The 16,201-nt window shown below is 70.0% G+C and carries 14 protein-coding genes; 8 read left to right on the top strand and 6 right to left on the bottom strand.

Features of this window, described 5'->3' with window-relative positions; all coding sequences use genetic code 11:
- Positions 1 to 32: 32 nt before the first annotated feature.
- From tpiA to pgi, 5 genes are all read left to right on the top strand, one after another.
- Positions 33 to 788 (top strand): triose-phosphate isomerase, encoded by a 756-nt coding sequence (gene tpiA, locus ACQEWB_RS11930; RefSeq protein ID WP_432843760.1) that lies wholly within the window; start codon positions 33 to 35, stop codon positions 786 to 788.
- A gap of 103 nt (positions 789 to 891) precedes the next feature.
- Positions 892 to 1,128: a preprotein translocase subunit SecG gene (gene secG / locus ACQEWB_RS11925; RefSeq protein WP_432829915.1), complete on the top strand. Its 237-nt coding sequence runs from the start codon at positions 892 to 894 to the stop codon at positions 1,126 to 1,128.
- Positions 1,129 to 1,388: 260 nt separating this feature from the next.
- The gene (locus ACQEWB_RS11920) at positions 1,389 to 1,676 is read left to right on the top strand and encodes an RNA polymerase-binding protein RbpA (protein WP_007448238.1); all 288 of its coding nucleotides are present in this window, start codon (positions 1,389 to 1,391) and stop codon (positions 1,674 to 1,676) included.
- A 145-nt stretch (positions 1,677 to 1,821) separates the two neighbouring features.
- On the top strand, positions 1,822 to 3,231 hold the full coding sequence (locus tag ACQEWB_RS11915) for an MFS transporter (RefSeq protein WP_432829913.1): 1,410 nt from the start codon (positions 1,822 to 1,824) through the stop codon (positions 3,229 to 3,231).
- A 52-nt stretch (positions 3,232 to 3,283) separates the two neighbouring features.
- Entirely contained in the window at positions 3,284 to 4,936 is a 1,653-nt protein-coding gene (pgi, locus tag ACQEWB_RS11910) for a glucose-6-phosphate isomerase (protein ID WP_432829911.1), read from the top strand.
- Between the two features lie 67 nt (positions 4,937 to 5,003).
- Here pgi and pgl read toward each other — a convergent pair whose 3' ends face one another.
- The 5 genes from pgl to tkt are packed head-to-tail and all read right to left on the bottom strand — an operon-like array spanning position 5,004 to position 11,746.
- Entirely contained in the window at positions 5,004 to 5,786 is a 783-nt protein-coding gene (pgl, locus tag ACQEWB_RS11905) for a 6-phosphogluconolactonase (RefSeq protein ID WP_432829909.1), read from the bottom strand.
- The gene (gene opcA, locus ACQEWB_RS11900; RefSeq protein WP_432829907.1) at positions 5,783 to 6,982 is read right to left on the bottom strand and encodes a glucose-6-phosphate dehydrogenase assembly protein OpcA; all 1,200 of its coding nucleotides are present in this window, start codon (positions 6,980 to 6,982) and stop codon (positions 5,783 to 5,785) included. The genes pgl and opcA overlap by 4 nt, the downstream gene beginning before the upstream one ends.
- Positions 6,979 to 8,502, bottom strand: coding sequence for a glucose-6-phosphate dehydrogenase (gene zwf / locus ACQEWB_RS11895; protein ID WP_432829905.1), 1,524 nt, complete (start codon positions 8,500 to 8,502; stop codon positions 6,979 to 6,981). Before zwf ends, opcA begins: the two co-directional genes overlap by 4 nt.
- Before the next feature lie 4 nt (positions 8,503 to 8,506).
- Entirely contained in the window at positions 8,507 to 9,625 is a 1,119-nt protein-coding gene (gene tal, locus ACQEWB_RS11890) for a transaldolase (RefSeq protein WP_432829903.1), read from the bottom strand.
- A 33-nt stretch (positions 9,626 to 9,658) separates the two neighbouring features.
- Positions 9,659 to 11,746: a transketolase gene (gene tkt / locus ACQEWB_RS11885; RefSeq protein ID WP_432829901.1), complete on the bottom strand. Its 2,088-nt coding sequence runs from the start codon at positions 11,744 to 11,746 to the stop codon at positions 9,659 to 9,661.
- Between the two features lie 361 nt (positions 11,747 to 12,107).
- On the opposite strand from tkt, the gene ACQEWB_RS11880 reads away from it, so the two are divergent.
- From ACQEWB_RS11880 to ACQEWB_RS11870, 3 genes are all read left to right on the top strand, one after another.
- Complete coding sequence (locus ACQEWB_RS11880; protein WP_432829899.1) at positions 12,108 to 13,061, top strand: heme o synthase; 954 nt, start codon at positions 12,108 to 12,110, stop codon at positions 13,059 to 13,061.
- A gap of 55 nt (positions 13,062 to 13,116) precedes the next feature.
- Positions 13,117 to 13,437 (top strand): hypothetical protein, encoded by a 321-nt coding sequence (locus ACQEWB_RS11875; protein WP_432829897.1) that lies wholly within the window; start codon positions 13,117 to 13,119, stop codon positions 13,435 to 13,437.
- Positions 13,438 to 13,517: 80 nt separating this feature from the next.
- Positions 13,518 to 14,624 (top strand): amidohydrolase family protein, encoded by a 1,107-nt coding sequence (locus tag ACQEWB_RS11870; protein WP_432829895.1) that lies wholly within the window; start codon positions 13,518 to 13,520, stop codon positions 14,622 to 14,624.
- A gap of 26 nt (positions 14,625 to 14,650) precedes the next feature.
- On the opposite strand, the gene ACQEWB_RS11865 is transcribed toward ACQEWB_RS11870, so the two are convergent.
- A complete protein-coding gene (locus ACQEWB_RS11865; protein ID WP_432829893.1) occupies positions 14,651 to 16,015 on the bottom strand; it encodes a hypothetical protein in 1,365 nt (454 codons plus the stop codon).
- Between the last annotated feature and the right edge of the window lie 186 nt (positions 16,016 to 16,201).

Here is a 16,201-nt window from a genome sequence, read left to right as displayed (position 1 = left end):
CTGCATCTATTTCTTCTGGGCGCACGCCGATCATGGCGGGCAACTGGAAGATGAACCTCAACCACCTCGAGGCCATCGCGCATGTCCAGAAGCTCGCCTTCGCCCTGGCCGACAAGGACTACGAGGCCGTCGAGGTCGCCGTACTGCCGCCCTTCACCGACCTGCGCTCCGTTCAGACCCTGGTCGACGGCGACAAGCTCAAGATCAAGTACGGCGCCCAGGACATCTCGGCGCAGGACTCCGGCGCCTACACCGGCGAGATCTCGGGCCCGATGCTGGCCAAACTGAAGTGCACGTACGTGGCCGTCGGCCACTCCGAGCGCCGCCAGTACCACGCGGAGACCGACGAGATCGTCAACGCCAAGGTCAAGGCCGCCTACAAGCACGGCATCACCCCGATCCTGTGCGTCGGCGAGGAGCTCGAGGTCCGCGAGGCGGGCAACCACGTCTCCCATACCCTCGCCCAGGTCGAGGGCGGCCTCAAGGACCTGTCGGCCGAGCAGGCCGAGACCGTCGTGATCGCCTACGAGCCCGTCTGGGCCATCGGCACCGGCAAGGTCTGCGGCGCCGAGGACGCCCAGGAGGTCTGCGCCGCCATCCGCGGCAAGATCGCCGAGCTGTACACCCAGGAGCTGGCCGACCAGGTCCGCATCCAGTACGGCGGCTCCGTGAAGTCGGGCAACGTCGCCGAGATCATGGCGCAGGCCGACATCGACGGGGCCCTGGTGGGCGGTGCGTCGCTGGATGCCGACGAGTTCGTCAAGATCGTGCGCTTCCGCGACCAGTGAGTAGGCCCTAGCGGCGATCCGTCGTACCCTTGCGGGGGCATGGTAGGCAGCTAGCTACCGTGCCCCCGTTGTTTCATCCGAATCCGAGAGAGTTGGTCCAGCCGTGGTTTTGGGGTTCTCGATCGCCCTGATCGTCTTCAGCCTGCTGCTGATGCTGCTGGTGCTGATGCACAAGGGGAAGGGCGGCGGCCTCTCCGACATGTTCGGTGGCGGCATGCAGTCGTCCGTCGGTGGCTCCTCGGTCGCCGAGCGCAACCTCGACCGCATCACCCTGGTGATCGGTCTGCTGTGGTTCGCGTGCATTGTCGTCCTCGGCATCATCATGAAGACGAACAACTGAGCGGCAACGCACACACGGCACCTGCATTCCGCACGTAACGCCCCATGTTCGGTACGCGCAGCTGAGCGCGGCCTATCATGGGGCTTGCGTCCAGGTGTGGGGGCTGTAACTCCAATCACTGGACGCGCGTTGGGCCTTACGTAGACTGAGGCGCTCGCAACGAAGCGACACGCCGACTCGCTTCGCGGCACCATCACGCAGGGAGTTACACCGTGGCAAGTGGCAACGCGATCCGAGGAAGCCGGGTCGGGGCGGGGCCGATGGGCGAGGCCGAGCGCGGCGAGTCCGCGCCGCGTCTGCGCATCTCCTTCTGGTGCTCGAACGGGCACGAGACGCAGCCCAGCTTCGCCAGCGACGCGCAGGTTCCGGAGACCTGGGACTGCCCGCGCTGCGGCTTCCCCGCCGGACAGGACCGGGACAACCCGCCGGACCCGCCGCGCACCGAGCCCTACAAGACGCACCTCGCGTACGTCCGGGAGCGGCGCAGCGACGCGGACGGCGAGGCGATCCTCGCCGAGGCGCTCGCCAAACTGCGGGGCGAGATCTAGGAGTTGACGACCGGCCGGGCACCGCGGGGTGCCTGGTCGGAGCTGTTTCGTGCCCGGTCGGCCGACGGCCTCGAGACCGATTGTCAGTGGTGCCCTCTACGGTTTGTCCATCGCCTTCGTGGCGGGTGGATCGTGAGGGGGAGCTGTGGCTGCGGTCGAGTCGGTGGGCGTGTGCGCGCCCCCGTGGCGCGGGGGATTCGGGCGGTTGTGGACGGCCGCGGTGGTGTCCCGGTTCGGGGACGCGCTGCGGGGTGCGGCCCTGCCCTTGCTGGCCGCCTCGCTGACCGACCGGCCCCTGCTCATCGCTTCCGTCACCGCCTGCGGCTATCTGCCCTGGATCATCTTCGGCCTGCTCGGCGGCGCGGTCGCGGACCGGGTCGACCAGCGGCGCGCGATGTGGACGGTCGATGCGGTACGAGGGCTGCTCGTGGCCGCCTTCGCCGTGGCCGTAGCGCTCGGTCACGCTTCGATCGCGCTGCTCATCGCGCTCGCCTTCGCCCTCACCACCCTCCAGACCCTCTTCGACAACGCCGCCACGGCCCTGCTGCCCGCACTGGTGGACCGGGACGCGCTCGGCAGCGCCAACGCCCGGCTGATGACCGGGCAGCAGATCGCGGGCGGTCTGATCGGGGCGCCCGTGGTGCCGCTGCTGATCGCCGCGGGCGCCGCCGTGCCCTTCGCGGCCGACGCGGCGACCTTCCTGGTGGCGGCCGCGCTGGTGGCCTCGCTGCGGCGCGCGGCGCCTGGGCGGGGGCCGGGGCCGGGGCCGACGGGCGGCATCCGCGGGCGGGGAGCGAGAGGAGGCATCCGCAGGGCTGGACCGGCGGCCGGCATCCGCGGGCCGGGACCGGCGGCCGGCATCCGTGGGTCGGGACCGGCGGCGGGTACACGCGGACCGAGACCGGCCGGCAGCACCCTGCGCCAGGAGATCGCCGACGGCATGCGCACGCTGTGGCACGACCGGGCCCTGCGCGGGCTGTGCGTCGCGACGGCCCTGTGCAACATCGGCATGGGCGCGCTGATCGCCACGCTGGTGATCCTGGTGACCGGCTGGCTCGACGCCGGCACGGCCGGTTACGCGGCGGCGACCACCGCGTACACCGTGGGCGGCCTGGCCGGAGGAGCGGTGAACCGGCGGATCCTCGCCCGGCTCGGCCCGACACGGAGCGTGCTGCTCGCTGGGAGCGTGCAGATCGGCGCCCTCGTCGTCATGGGCTCCGTGCGCAGCCTGGCCGCGACGGTCGCGGCGCTCGCCGTCTTCGGGTTCATGGGCATGGTGTGGAACGTCAACACCACGACCCTCATGCAGCAGCGGGCCCCCGCCGACATGCTGGGCCGGGTCAGCTCCGCCTACCGCACCCTGGCCGTCGCCGGGGCCCCGCTGGGCGCCCTGCTCGGCGGCGCCGTCGCGACCGCCTGGGGACCGAACACGCCCGCGCTGCTCACCGCGGCCTTCTTCGTTCTGTCGGTCCTCGCGCTGATACCCGGGCGCAAGCGGGACGTACCTGTTGTTGCGCCGGACGACGACGCCACGACGGCTCACGCCCCGCGCTGATCAACTAGGTTGGAACAGCTGGGACAGGCACGAAAGAAGGCTGAAGTCGGACATGAACGCAGACGGCCGTACCAGGCTCAACCGGACGCCCGAGTGGACCGCGCTGGCCAAGCACCGAGAGGAACTCGGGGAGGTGCGGCTGCGCGAGCTCTTCGCCGCCGCACCGGACCGCGGCACCGGCTACACGCTCCAGGTGGGCGACCTGTACGTCGACTACTCCAAGCACCTGGTCACCGACGAGACCCTGCGGCTGCTGCGCGAGCTGGCCGCCGCCACCGACGTGGCCGGGCTGCGGGACGCCATGTTCCGCGGCGAGAAGATCAACACGACGGAGGACCGCGCCGTCCTGCACACCGCCCTGCGCGCCCCACGCGACGCGGTGATCGAGGTCGACGGGGAGAACGTCGTGCCCAGGGTGCACGAAGTCCTCGACAAGATGGCCGACTTCGCCGGGCGCGTCCGCTCCGGCGCCTGGACCGGCCACACCGGCAGGCGTATCAAGAACGTCGTCAACATCGGCATCGGCGGCTCCGACCTGGGCCCCGCGATGGCCTACGAGGTGCTGCGCGCCTTCACCGACCGCGACCTCACACTCCGCTTCGTGTCGAACGTCGACGGCGCCGACCTGCACGAGGCCACCCGCGACCTGGACGCGGCGGAGACGCTGTTCGTCATCGCCTCCAAGACCTTCACCACGATCGAGACGATCACCAACGCGACCTCGGCGCGCGACTGGCTGCTCGGTGAGCTGAAGGCCGGTCAGGAGGCCGTCGCCAAGCACTTCGTGGCGCTGTCGACGAACGCCGGAAAGGTCGCCGACTTCGGCATCGACACGGCCAACATGTTCGAGTTCTGGGACTGGGTCGGCGGCCGGTACTCGTACGACTCGGCGATCGGCCTCTCCCTGATGATCGCCATCGGCCCGGACCGCTTCCGCGAGATGCTCGACGGCTTCCACCTGGTCGACGAGCACTTCAGGACCGCGCCCGCCGAGTCCAACGTGCCGTTGCTGCTCGGCCTGTTGGGCATCTGGTACGGCAACTTCCACGACGCCCAGTCGCATGCCGTGCTGCCGTACAGCCACTACCTCTCCAAGTTCACGGCGTATCTGCAGCAGCTGGACATGGAGTCCAACGGCAAGTACGTCGGGCGGGACGGGCAGCAGGTCGACTGGCAGACCGGGCCGGTGGTGTGGGGCACGCCGGGGACCAACGGGCAGCACGCGTACTACCAACTCATCCACCAGGGCACGAAGTTGATCCCGGCGGACTTCATCGGCTTCGCCGAGCCGGTGGCGGAGCTGAGTGAGGGGCTCAGGGCGCAGCACGACCTGCTGATGGCCAACTTCTTCGCCCAGACTCAGGCGTTGGCCTTCGGCAAGACGCCGGAGGAGGTGCGGGCGGAAGGGGTGCCGGAGGAGCTGGTGGCCCACAAGACCTTCAAGGGCAACCACCCCACCACGACGATCCTCGCCCGCGAGCTGACCCCGTCGGTGCTCGGCCAGCTGATCGCGCTGTACGAGCACAAGGTGTTCGTGCAGGGCGCGGTCTGGAACATCGACTCCTTCGACCAGTGGGGCGTCGAGCTCGGCAAGGTCCTGGCCAAGCGCGTCGAGCCGGCCCTGACCGAGGGGGCGGAGGCGCCGGGTCTGGACGCGTCCAGCAGGGCGCTGGTGGCCAAGTACCGGGAGCTGCGCGGGCGGTGAAACGAAACGGGGTGCGGCGAGGAGAACCTCGCCGCACCCCGGTCGGTGCCTTCGCGCCGTCAGGCGCTCACGGTGAAGCCGGCGGGTACAGCGACCTCGGTAGCTGGGAAGCCGCTGCCGAGTCCAGCAGCCACAGGGTGCGTTGGCGGCCGCGGGCGCCCGCCGCCGGGGCCTGGATCTCGCCCGCTCCGGAGAGGGCGATCGCCGCGGCCTGGGCCTTGTCCTCGCCGGCCGCCAGGAGCCAGACCTCGCGGGCCGCGCGGATGGCGGGGAGCGTGAGGGTCACCCGGGTCGGCGGGGGCTTCGGGGCGCCGTGGACGCCGACCACCGTCCGCTCGGTCTCGCGGACCGCGGGGAGCTCCGGGAACAGCGAGGCCACGTGCGTGTCCGGGCCGACGCCCAGCATCAGGACGTCGAAGGTGGGCACCGCACCGTGGTTCTCGGGGCCGGCCGCGCGGGCCAGCTCCTCCGCGTAGGCCGAAGCCGCCGCTTCCACGTCGTCGCCCCACTCGCCGTCCGACGCCGGCATGGCGTGCACCCGCTTCGGGTCCAGCGGGACCGAGTCCAGCAGGGCCTCGCGGGCCTGCGTGACGTTCCGCTCCGGGTCGCCCTCCGGCAGGAAGCGCTCGTCGCCCCACCAGAGGTCCAGCCGACCCCAGTCCACCGCGTCCCGGGCCGGCTGGGACGCGAGGGCGGCCAGCAGGCCGTTGCCGTTGCGGCCACCCGTGAGGACCACGGACGCGGAGCCCCGGGAGGCCTGCGCGTCCACGATCTTCGTGATGAGGCGGGCCGCGGCGGCCTGCGCCATCAGTTCCTTGTCGCGGTGCACGACCAGCTGCGGAGTGCTCACGACGCCTTCGCCTTCTTGCCGGCCTCGTCAGGCTCCGTCACCGGCGCTTCCGTCGCCTTCGTCACCGATGCTTCCGCCGCCTCCGGTGCGGGAGCTTCAGCAGCGGCTTCGTCCGGCGCTTCCCCTCCGGGCGTGGAGCCGGCACTTTTGGATGCCCCCTCCCGGGCCGAGGCCACCTTCTCCTCGACGGACGCCACCGCGTCCTCCATGGAGGCAACGGCCTCCTCCAGGGAGGCCATCGCCTTCTCGACCGAGGCCCGGGGCGTCGCCGCCCCGTTCAGCCGCTCCACCCCGAACCGCAGCGCCGAGGCGTACGTGTCGTCCGGGTCCAGCCGCCGCAGCTCCTCCGCGATCAGCTCGGCCGTCTCGCGCCGCTTCAGCGCCACCGCACGGTCCGGCTGGCCCTGGATGGAGAGGGTCGCCAGGGACCCGTCCGCGCGGTCGAGGACGATCGGGCCGCTGTCGGTGTGCATACGGACCGCGGTCAGCCCCGGCCCGCCCGACAGCGTCCGCTTCACCGGCACGTCCAGCCGGTCCGCCAGCCACATCGCCAGCAGCTCGCAGCTCGGGTTGAACTCCTCGCCCTCCACCTCGACGCCCTCCACCTCGCAGGTGACCTGGTCGAGAGCGGCGGCCAGCATCGAGCGCCAGGGCGTGATGCGGGTCCAGGAGAGGTCGGTGTCGCCGGGCGTGTAGGTGTCGGCGCGGGCGGTGAGCTCCCGTACCGGCTGCTCGGCCGCGTAAGTGTCGGTCACCCGGCGCTGGGCCAGCGCGCCCAGGGGGTCGTTCGCCGGGTCGAGGGGCGCGTTCACCGGCCACCAGACGACGACGGGCGCGTCCGGCAGCAGCAGCGGCAGGACCACCGACTGGGCGTGGTCGGACACCTCGCCGTACAGCCGCAGTACGACCGTCTCGCCGGTGCCCGCGTCCGCGCCCACCCGGACCTCGGCGTCCAGCCGGGACTGCGTACGGTCGCGGGGAGTGCGCGAGACGCGCTTGATGACCACGAGCGTGCGCGAGGGGTGCTCGCGCGAGGCGTCGTTGGCGGCCTTCAGCGCGTCGTACGCGTTCTCCTCGTCCGTCACGATGACCAGCGTGAGCACCATGCCGACGGCGGGCGTGCCGATGGCCCGCCGCCCCTGCACCAGCGCCTTGTTGACCTTGCTGGCCGTGGTGTCCGTGAGGTCTATCTTCATGGCCGGCGCCAGCTCCGTCCGTCTCGCTCGAGCATTTCGTCCGCCTCGACGGGCCCCCAGGTACCGGACGGGTACTGGGCGGGCTTGCCGTGCGTGTCCCAGTACTCCTCGATCGGGTCGAGGATCTTCCAGGACAGCTCGACCTCCTCGGTGCGCGGGAAGAGGTTCGAGTCACCGAGCAGGACGTCCAGGATCAGCCGCTCGTACGCCTCCGGGCTCGACTCCGTGAAGGACTCGCCGTAGGCGAAGTCCATCGACACGTCCCGGATCTCCATGGAGGTACCGGGGACCTTGGAGCCGAAGCGGACCGTCACGCCCTCGTCCGGCTGGACGCGGATGACGATCGCGTTCTTGCCGAGCTCCTCCGTCGCCGTGTGGTCGAAGGGGGAGTGCGGGGCCCGCTGGAAGACGACCGCGATCTCGGTGACCCGGCGGCCCAGGCGCTTGCCGGTGCGGAGGTAGAACGGGACGCCCGCCCAGCGGCGGTTGTCCACCTCCACCTTGATGGCCGCGTAGGTGTCGGTCTTCGAGTTGGCGTCGATGCCCTCCTCCTGGAGGTACCCGACCGCCTTCTCGCCGCCCTGCCAGCCCGCCGCGTACTGACCGCGCACGGTGTCCCGGCCCAGGTCCTTCGGCAGCCGTACCGCGCCGAGCACCTTGGTCTTCTCGGCGGCCAGCGCGTCGGCGTCGAAGGAGGCGGGCTCCTCCATGGCCGTAAGGGCCATGAGCTGGAGGAGGTGGTTCTGGATGACGTCACGGGCGGCGCCGATGCCGTCGTAGTAGCCGGCCCGGCCGCCGATGCCGATGTCCTCGGCCATGGTGATCTGCACGTGGTCCACGAAGGACCGGTTCCAGATCGGCTCGAACATCGTGTTGGCGAAGCGGAGCGCCAGGATGTTCTGGACGGTCTCCTTGCCCAGGTAGTGGTCGATGCGGAAGACCTGGTCCGGGGCGAAGACCTCCTCCACGGTCGTGTTGAGCTCCTCGGCCGACTTCAGGTCGTGGCCGAAGGGCTTCTCGATGACCGCGCGCCGCCAGGAGCCGGAGGACTGGTCGGCGAGACCGTGCTTCTTCAGCTGCTGGATGACGACCGGGAAGGAGCGCGGCGGCACCGACAGGTAGAAGGCGAAGTTGCCGCCCGTGCCCTGTGCCTTGTCGAGCTCGTCGATGGTGGAGCGCAGCCGCTCGAACGCCTCGTCGTCGTCGAAGGTGCCCTGGACGAAGCGCATCCCCTGGATGAGCTGCTGCCAGACCTCCTCTCGGAAGGGCGTACGGGCGTGCTCCTTGACGGCGTCGTGGACCTCGGCCGCGAAGTCCTCGTTCTGCCATTCGCGGCGGGCGAAGCCCACCAGCGAGAAGCCCGGCGGCAGCAGACCCCGGTTCGCGAGGTCGTACACGGCGGGCATGAGCTTCTTTCGTGACAAATCGCCCGTGACGCCGAAGATGACCAGGCCCGACGGCCCCGCGATACGCGGGAGCCGTCGGTCGGCAGGGTCACGCAGCGGGTTGCTGCTCGACAAGGTTTCAGCCCTCCGAGGGGGCGAGGCGCTCCAGCTCCGCCTCGGTCGACTTGAGCAGGTCGTTCCAGGACGCCTCGAACTTCTCGACGCCCTCGTCCTCCAGGAGCTGCACCACGTCGTCGTACGAGATGCCGAGCTTCTCGACGGCCTCGATGTCGGCGCGCGCCTGCTCGTACGTACCGGCGACGGTGTCGCCGGTGATCGAGCCGTGCTCCTCGGTGGCCTGAAGGGTGGCCTCCGGCATGGTGTTCACCGTGTTCGGCGCGACCAGGTCGTCGACGTAGAGGGTCGGCTTGTACGCCGGGTCCTTCACGCCGGTCGAGGCCCACAGCGGACGCTGCTTGCGGGCGCCCGCGTTCTCCAGCGCGCTCCAGCGAGCCGTCGAGAAGACCTCCTCGTACGCCTCGTAGGCCAGCCGCGCGTTGGCGACGGCGGCCTTGCCGCGGGCGGCCTTGGCCTCGTCGGTGCCCAGCGCGTCGAGGCGCTTGTCGATCTCGGTGTCCACCCGGGACACGAAGAAGGAGGCGACCGAACGGATCAGCGACAGGTCGAGGCCGCGCTCCTTGGCCTTCTCCAGGCCGGCCAGGTAGGCGTCCATGACCTCGCGGTAGCGCTCCAGCGAGAAGATCAGCGTGACGTTGACGCTGATACCGAGGCCGATGACCTCGGTGATCGCCGGCAGACCCGCCTTGGTGGCCGGGATCTTGATGAGCGTGTTGGGGCGGTCGACCAGCCAGGCCAGCTGCTTGGCCTCGGCGACGGTCGCCTTGGTGTTGTGGGCGAGGCGCGGGTCGACCTCGATCGACACGCGGCCGTCCTGGCCGTCGGTGGCGTCGAAGACCGGGCGCAGGATGTCGGCGGCGTCGCGGACGTCCGCCGTGGTGATCATGCGGATGGCCTCTTCGACGGTCACCTTGCGGGCGGCGAGGTCCGACAGCTGCTGGTCGTAGCCGTCGCCGCTGCTGATCGCCTTCTGGAAGATCGTCGGGTTGGTGGTGACGCCCACGACGTGCTGCTGGTCGATCAGCTCAGCGAGGTTGCCGGACGTGATCCGCTTGCGCGACAGGTCGTCCAGCCAGATCGCGACGCCTTCCTCGGAGAGGCGCTTGAGTGCGTCTGTCATGGAATTACATCTCCTACGTGTCGTATGTGAGCGTCAGCGCTGGGCGGCGGCGATGGATTCCCGCGCCTTGGCGGCCACGTTCTCGGCAGTGAAGCCGAACTCCTGGAAGAGCACCTTGCCGTCGGCGGAAGCACCGAAGTGCTCCAGGGAAACGATGCGACCGGCGTCCCCGACGTACTTGTGCCAGGTCAGTCCGATACCGGCCTCGACCGCGACCCGCGCCTTCACGTTCGGCGGCAGAACGCTGTCCCGGTACCCCTGGTCCTGCTCCTCGAACCACTCCACGGACGGCATGGACACGACGCGCGTGGGCACACCGTCGGCCTGGAGCCGCTCGCGCGCCGCCACGGCGACGTGCACCTCGGAACCGGTGGCGATGAGGACGACCTCGGCGTCTCCGCCGTCGGCCTCGAACAGGACGTAACCACCCTTGGCGGCATCCTCGTTGGGCTCGTACACCGGCACGCCCTGGCGGGTCAGTGCGAGGCCGTGCGGGGCGCCCTTGCCGAAGACCTTGGTGTAGCGGCGCAGGATCTCGCGCCAGGCGATCGCGGTCTCGTTGGCGTCGGCCGGGCGGACGACGTTGAGACCGGGGATCGCGCGCAGGGACGCGAGGTGCTCGATGGGCTGGTGGGTCGGGCCGTCCTCGCCGAGGCCGATCGAGTCGTGCGTCCACACGTACGTCACCGGCAGGTGCATCAGCGCCGACAGGCGTACGGCGTTGCGCATGTAGTCGGAGAAGACCAGGAACGTACCGCCGTAGACACGGGTGTTGCCGTGCAGGGTGATGCCGTTCATCTCCGCGGCCATGGAGTGCTCGCGGATGCCGAAGTGGATGGTGCGGCCGTACGGGTCCGCCTCCGGCAGCGGGTTGTCCGCCGGCAGGAAGGAACTGTTCTTGTCGATCGTCGTGTTGTTCGAGCCCGCGAGGTCGGCGGAGCCGCCCCACAGCTCGGGGATCACGGCGCCGAGGGCCTGCAGCACCTTGCCGGAGGCGGCGCGGGTGGCGATGCCCTTGCCCGGCTCGAAGACGGGGAGCTTCTCCTCCCAGCCGGTGGGCAGCTCGCCCGCGTGGATGCGGTCGAAGTCGGCCGCGCGCTCGGCGTTGTTCTGGCGCCACAGCTGGAACGACTTGTCCCACTCGGTCTTCGCCTCGCGGCCGCGCTCCAGCGCCTGCCGGGTGTGCTTGAGGACCTCGTCGGAGACCTCGAAGCTCTTCTCCGGGTCGAAGCCCAGGACGCGCTTGGTGGCCGCGACCTCGTCGTCGCCGAGGGCCGAGCCGTGCGCGGCCTCGGTGTTCTGCGCGTTCGGGGCGGGCCAGGCGATGATCGAGCGCATCGCGATGAAGGACGGCTTGTCCGTCACCTTCTTCGCGGCCTCGATCGCGTTGTAGATCGCGTGCGGGTCGATGTCGCCGTCCGGCTTCGGCGCGACACGCTGGACGTGCCAGCCGTACGCCTCGTAGCGCTTGACGGTGTCCTCGGACACGGCCGTCTCGGTGTCGCCCTCGATCGAGATGTGGTTGTCGTCCCACAGCAGGATCAGGTTGCCGAGCTGCTGGTGGCCGGCCATCGAGGAGGCCTCCGCGGAGATGCCCTCCTGCAGGCAGCCGTCACCGGCGATCGCGTAGATGAAGTGGTCGAACGGAGACTCGCCCTGCGCGGCCTCCGGATCGAACAGACCGCGCTCGTAGCGGGCGGCCATCGCCATGCCCACGGCGTTGGCGACACCCTGGCCGAGCGGCCCGGTCGTGGTCTCGACGCCCTTGGTGTGGCCGTACTCCGGGTGGCCGGGGGTCTTGGAGCCCCACGTCCGGAAGGCCTTGAGGTCGTCCAGCTCCAGGCCGAAACCGGCCAGGAAGAGCTGCGTGTAGAGGGTCAGGGACGAGTGGCCGGCGGACAGCACGAAGCGGTCACGCGCGACCCAGTCCGGGTCGGCCGGGTCGTGCCGCATCACCTTCTGGAAGAGGGTGTAGGCGGCGGGGGCCAGGCTCATCGCCGTACCAGGATGGCCGTTTCCGACCTTCTGTACGGCGTCGGCGGCCAGGACGCGGGCGGTGTCCACGGCCCGCTGGTCCAACTCGGTCCACTCGAGGTCTGTGGTGGTCGGCTTGGTGCTCACCCTGGGTCAGGGCTCCTCTCCACATGTCACGCATGTAGCAACGTCACGCATGTCGAATGCCGGCGCACTGGACGCCCACCGGCCGTTGTCGAGCCTACCCCCGTGAGTACGTGCAATTTTTCGAGTCATTCCAGACTGCCGGGCCCACGGGGGATCCGCCTCCCGACCGGTCGGATCGCATTCGGCAACTGAATACGGAGCTGCTCATCCGAGTGCTCAATCGACCTTCCGTACGACCCTTCCCAACACGACCCCACCCCCGCGAATGTCGGGGTATGGGCAACGTCTACAGTGGCGTGGTACGCGCGGGCCTTTACCGGGACTTCACACGGCCGAGGCTCGCTGGGATGTCTCTGTAGGGGTGTGCGTGACGGCCGTCGAATCCCGTCCAGCGGGGGTAATCGCTGCGAGCGAGAGCCCGCGTCACCGGCCGTTCGGGGCCCGTGTCAAGGCGTTCGTGGCGCTGACCAAGCCGCGGATCATCGAGCTCCTGCTCATCACCACCGTTCCGGTGATGTTCCTCGCCCAGCAGGGTGTGCCGGACCTGACGCTGGTGCTGCTCACCTGCGTCGGCGGCTACCTCTCGGCGGGCGGCGCCAACGCGCTGAACATGTACATCGACCGCGACATCGACGCGCTCATGGACCGCACCTCGCAGCGCCCGCTGGTCACCGGCATGGTCTCGCCGCGCGAGTGCCTCGCCTTCGGCATCTCCCTCGCCGTCGTCTCGACACTCCTGTTCGGCCTCGCCGTCAACTGGCTGAGCGCCTGGCTCTCCCTCGGCGCACTCCTCTTCTACGTCGTCGTCTACACGATGATCCTCAAGCGCCGTACCTCGCAGAACATCGTGTGGGGCGGCATCGCGGGCTGTATGCCGGTCCTCATCGGCTGGTCCGCCGTGACGGACTCGCTCTCCTGGGCGCCGCTCATCCTCTTCCTGGTGATCTTCTTCTGGACGCCGCCGCACTACTGGCCGCTCTCCATGAAGGTCAAGGAGGACTACGCGCGCGTGGGCGTGCCGATGCTCCCGGTCATCGCCTCCAACAAGACGGTCGCCAAGCAGATCGTCATCTACAGCTGGGTGATGGTCTTCGTCTCCCTGCTGCTGACCCCCCTCGGCTACACCGGCTGGTTCTACACGGCCGTGGCCCTGGCGGCCGGCGGCTGGTGGCTGTGGGAGGCGCACGCGCTCCAGAACCGGGCCAAGGCGGAAGTGACGGGCGGGAAGCTCAAGGAGATGCGGCTGTTCCACTGGTCGATCACCTATGTGTCGCTGCTGTTCGTGGCGGTCGCGGTGGACCCGTTCCTGAGGTAAGGGTCACTCGGCCCATCCGTCGCCAAGCGATCTACCCGTCGGTAGCATCCTGACCATGGCAGACACGCAGCAGGTTGACCAGAAGGCCGAGCGCAAGGTGGCGCGCCTCGCCAAGCAGATCGACGCCTTCGCCAAGGCGCACGGCGGCGCCGAGGGCCAGGTGGCCAACATCGGCGAACGCGGCGCACGCATCGTCCTGGTCGGCGAGGACGGCGGCTGGGGCGACCTGGTGGCCCCGTCGTACGAGCTCGCCGAGAAGGCGGTGGCGAAGGCCGGCATCACGGTCCATGAGGACTTCGACGGCGAGTTCGCGGCGAAGGTGAAGACGGGCCCGTACGAGTGGAAGCGCATGGCCGGCATCCAGATCGGAGGCTGAGGGACCTCCCCCCATCACCTAGGCGCCCGTTCACCCGTTAGGACCTGTAAGCCAGCGCAGCGTCCCGTCGGGGAGTCCGGATGATCGAAACGCCGTCCCTCGTGGACCAGTACTGCCACGGCGTGCTGAGAACCGAGCTGGGCCTCGGCACCTTCGAGGCCCAACTCTCCCGCACCGAGGGCCCGCCCGCCCCCGGCACCACCCTCTTCGACACCCAGACCGGTTTCGCGGTACGACGCTGGTGTCCCCCCTTACTCGGCCTGGAGCCGCACTGCCACCCCGCCCGCTATCTCGCCCGGCGCCGTGAACTCGGCGTACTGGAAGCGGGCCGCAGGCTGCTCCGCGGCAGCGGCATCACGACCTACCTGGTCGACACCGGCCTCCCCGGCGACCTCACCGGCCCCTCCGAGATGGCCTCCGCGGGCGCCGCCGAGGCCCGGGAGATCGTCCGCCTGGAACTGCTGGCCGAACAGGTCGCCGACACCTCCGGCACCGTCGAGTCCTTCCTCGCCAACCTCGCCGAGTCGGTGCACGGCGCGGCGGGCAGTGCGGTCGCCTTCACATCGGTGGCCGGCGTACGGCACGGCCTGTCCCTCGCGCCCGAGCCGCCGGGCCCGGGGGAGGTGCGGGGCGCGGCGGGCCGGTGGCTGGCCGGCCGCCGGGTCGGCGGCGAACTGACCGATCCGGTTCTGCTACGGCACCTGCTGTGGATCGCCGTCGCCTCGGGGCTGCCCCTCCAACTGCACGCCGGGCTGGGCGAACCGGGCCAGCGCATCGACCGTACCGACCCCGTACTCCTGACGGACTTCGTCCGCGCGACGGCCGGACTCGGTACCGACCTGATCCTCCTGCACGGCTACCCGTACCACCGCCACGCCGCCCACCTGGCCGGCACCTTCCCGCACGTCTACGCCGACTCGGGCGCGGCCCTGGTCCGCACCGGCGCCCGCGCGGCCACGATCCTCGCCGAACTCCTGGAACTGGCACCCTTCGGCAAGATCCTCTTCTCCAGCGGCGCCCATGGCCTGCCGGAGCTGCACGTGGTGGGGGCGCGGCTGTTCCGGGAGGCGCTGGGGCGAGTGCTGGGCGGCTGGGTCGCCGAGGGCGCGTGGTCGCTGGCGGACGCGCAGCGGGTGGCGGGGATGGTGGCGGCGGGGAACGCGCGGCGGGTGTACGGGGTGGAGTGAGCCGTTCGCCCCCGTCGGCGCGTGCGCTATCCGGCCGCTCCCCAGTCCGGCTCCTCGTCCACGTCCGCCCAGGTCGGTTCGACCTCCGACCAGCCCGCCCGCACGGTGGGCAGGGGCAGCGGCCCGCCGTCCTCCGCGGTCACCGGGGTGCCGTTGTGGAAGTGCACCCGGGACGGGTCCACGGCGCTGTCGGCGCGGCAGAACTGGGTGTCGTAGAGCTCCGCGTAGGTGGTCGCCCGGCGCTCGGGAGGGCCCACCACGGCGCAGTTGAAGCCGTCGCCCGCTTCGAGATAGTCCGGGACCTCCCAATTCGCGCCGACCGCGAGGCTGTTGGAGAGGACGACCCAGGCGCCGAACTCCTCGACGCAGCGCTGCGCCGCCTGGCGCTCCCACTGGGTCCTCGCCCGCTGGATCGGGGCGGCGAACAGCGGGACGAGGATGTGCGAGACGCCGAGCGCCTGGAGCTTGGCCGCCCAGGGGACCGTCTGCTTGACGTCCTCACAGATCAGGACGGCGAGGCGGCCGAGGGAGCTGTCCAGCACGGTGATGTCGAGCCCTCGGGAGATGTCCTCGTGGGCGGGTCCTCGGTGCGGTCCGCCGGGCAGCCGCCACTGGTCGGCCAGGTCGGTGGTGAGGGTGAAGCCGGCCATCTTGTCCTGCTCCAGGATGGTCTCGCCGGTACGGCAGTCCACCAGAACGGCCCGGTTGGGCGGCGGGTTGGTGTCCCCGACCGGGCCGGTGCCGAGCAGCAGCCACCGCAGGCTGCTGTCCTTGGGCAGCTCCCTGAGCTGGTTCTCCCACCGCGGCACCAGCAGCTTGGACACCGTGCTCTCGGGCAGGACCCCGATTTCGGCGCCGGATTCCCGGAGATTGTCGATCACTTCGCCGAAGCGGTCGCCGAGATCCTTCGAAGGGCTGATCCGATATCGTCGGCCGGGGCCCCTGCGAGGCCATTCGAACACCAGGTCGTCGTAATTCTGCAGCATTGGCACGGCGCCGACCGAAATCGTTTCCCCCGCTGTGAATCCCGGATCGTTGCGGCTCGGTATCCGCTCGAGTCGAATGCGATCACAGTCGCTCCGGGTGACCCGGTGCACGCCGAAGAAGTCCGCTTTGTGCTCCCACTCGGACATGACCTTTCCGGGCCTTGCGCAACGGGGGAGCAGGAGTCCCGTCGTCTCCCGCGGGTTGTTGAGGTGGCCGTGCAGGACGTAGCGGACGCGCAGCGCGGACATGGCCGACTCGTCATAGGCGGGGCTGAACGGGTTGGCCGCGGCCAGGGCCCAGTCAAGGCCGACGAGGGCGGCGAACATGCCCCGGTGGCCGTGGTTGTCGATCTCGCGGACGATCTCGCCCGCCAGCCTTTCGGTGACCAGGCCGCTCTGGAGCACCCGCTTGCAGACGTGGTCCGCGAATCCCCTGACGGTCGAATTCTGTAACCAATCGGTCGCTTCGTTGCCACGGAAGCGCTCTTCTGGAAGCAGATCGTAAAGAATCACGAAGAGGTCGGCCGGATCCGCCGATAATTCAACCCCGCTGATCGAATGTTCGGCATCGCGCGACGCCATATCGTCCAT

This window comes from Streptomyces sp. CA-249302, assembly GCF_050936785.1.
Classification (GTDB): domain Bacteria; phylum Actinomycetota; class Actinomycetes; order Streptomycetales; family Streptomycetaceae; genus Streptomyces.
Note: the sequence above shows the minus strand (reverse complement) of the source record. Positions and strands in the feature narration are given on the sequence as shown.